Annotated in this window: 2 protein-coding genes and 1 pseudogene; all 3 read right to left on the bottom strand. The window is 62.7% G+C overall.

All coding sequences use genetic code 11. From position 1 onward, the window contains the following. Positions 1 to 99: 99 nt before the first annotated feature. Positions 100 to 531 (bottom strand): type II toxin-antitoxin system VapC family toxin, encoded by a 432-nt coding sequence (locus T331_RS0116750; RefSeq protein WP_026440848.1) that lies wholly within the window; start codon positions 529 to 531, stop codon positions 100 to 102. Positions 532 to 534: 3 nt separating this feature from the next. Continuing rightward, positions 535 to 777, bottom strand: coding sequence for a type II toxin-antitoxin system Phd/YefM family antitoxin (locus tag T331_RS0116745; protein ID WP_026440847.1), 243 nt, complete (start codon positions 775 to 777; stop codon positions 535 to 537). Between the two features lie 118 nt (positions 778 to 895). Continuing rightward, positions 896 to 1,288: pseudogene (locus T331_RS18920) on the bottom strand (hypothetical protein); the annotation flags it as partial.

The following is a 1,288-nucleotide window of genomic DNA, read 5'->3' as shown; positions in this document are numbered from 1 at the left end:
CGGTAATTCTGAAGGGCTAAATTGGGCGCCAGTACGCCGGAAGTGGCCGTCAGAGACGGAATGACGGTATTTGAGCATTTCTGCCGACCACGACCATGCTCAGGGTAGCTGGGCAAACGGATCATGCACTGGCACGCCCAGCGGCTCAAAATGCCGCAGGTTGCGGGTCAGGATGGTCAGCCCGTGTTGCTGGGCTGTGGCGGCGATGATGATGTCGGCGAAGCCGGGGGCTTGACCCTGGCCTCGGGCGCGGTCGGATAGACTGCCAGCGAGGCGAGCGGTGGCAAGGTCGAAGGGCAGGATGCGGGCCGCGTAGAGGTGCAGCACCGTCTCCAGCCAGGCGGTAAGGTCGCGGGCTTTGCGGGTTGCCCCCTCACGCTTGGCCTTGGCGATCCCATCCTCAATCTCGGCGATGGTGACGGTGGGGAGGAATAATTCAGCCGAATGGGCGTCCATCCAGGCGGCCAACTCGGGCAGGGGAACGCGCGAGGATGCTCGCGCCGAGATGACATTGGTATCGACGAGATACAAGGATCAAAGGCCGCTATCACGGAGCGGGGATTGGTTGCGTGGCGGCAGATCGCCCGCATCGAGAGGTGCCGCCATCAGCAATTGGCCGAAGGAAGGCACATGCGAGAGCCGCTGCCATTCCGCGAAGCTCAATACCACTGCCTCGGGCTTGCCGTGGCGGGTAATGATGGCGGGTTCGCCGCGCATGGCATCGTCAACCACGGCAGACAAGCTGGCCTTGGCGTCGCGAAGTTGGATTTCCCGCATGGCGGCCTCCGGGTGGTGGGGTGAACTACAGTAGTCATATTTAGGCCGAAGGGCTGGGGATGGCAAGGAGAAAGCACTTGGCTGCGGTTCGTTCGGCGGGTGGGGGCGGAGTTGGCGTCTATTGAGCAAGCGCTGAGGGGCCCGCTGGTGAAATGGGATCGGTCCAGACCGGCAGCATGCAGTAATGCCGGCCGCTGGCGTCTTGTTGGAGGTTCTTGCGGCACACCGCCATGGCGCTGGCGCCGTTATTGTCCTGCATCAGTTGCCCCCAGGCGATGGCCTCCGATGGTCCGGCCTTCATGGCGGCTGTGATCAGGTTAGACGCAACCTCGCCCTGGAAACGCCCGGCATTGAGCCCGGCGGCGTAGGTGAAGACACTGGGCACCAGGCTTATTGCCAGCACCGCGGCGCACCAAGTGAACCGCTCCATGTTTGCCGGAGGCATCAACTCTTGAGAGGATGGTGTCATGACGAACAGAACGAGCAACAAGTTTTCGCCTGAGGTTCGCGA

The organism is Acidocella facilis ATCC 35904 (genome assembly GCF_000687875.1).
GTDB classification, from domain to species: Bacteria; Pseudomonadota; Alphaproteobacteria; order Acetobacterales; family Acetobacteraceae; genus Acidocella; species Acidocella facilis.
Note: the sequence above shows the minus strand (reverse complement) of the source record. Positions and strands in the feature narration are given on the sequence as shown.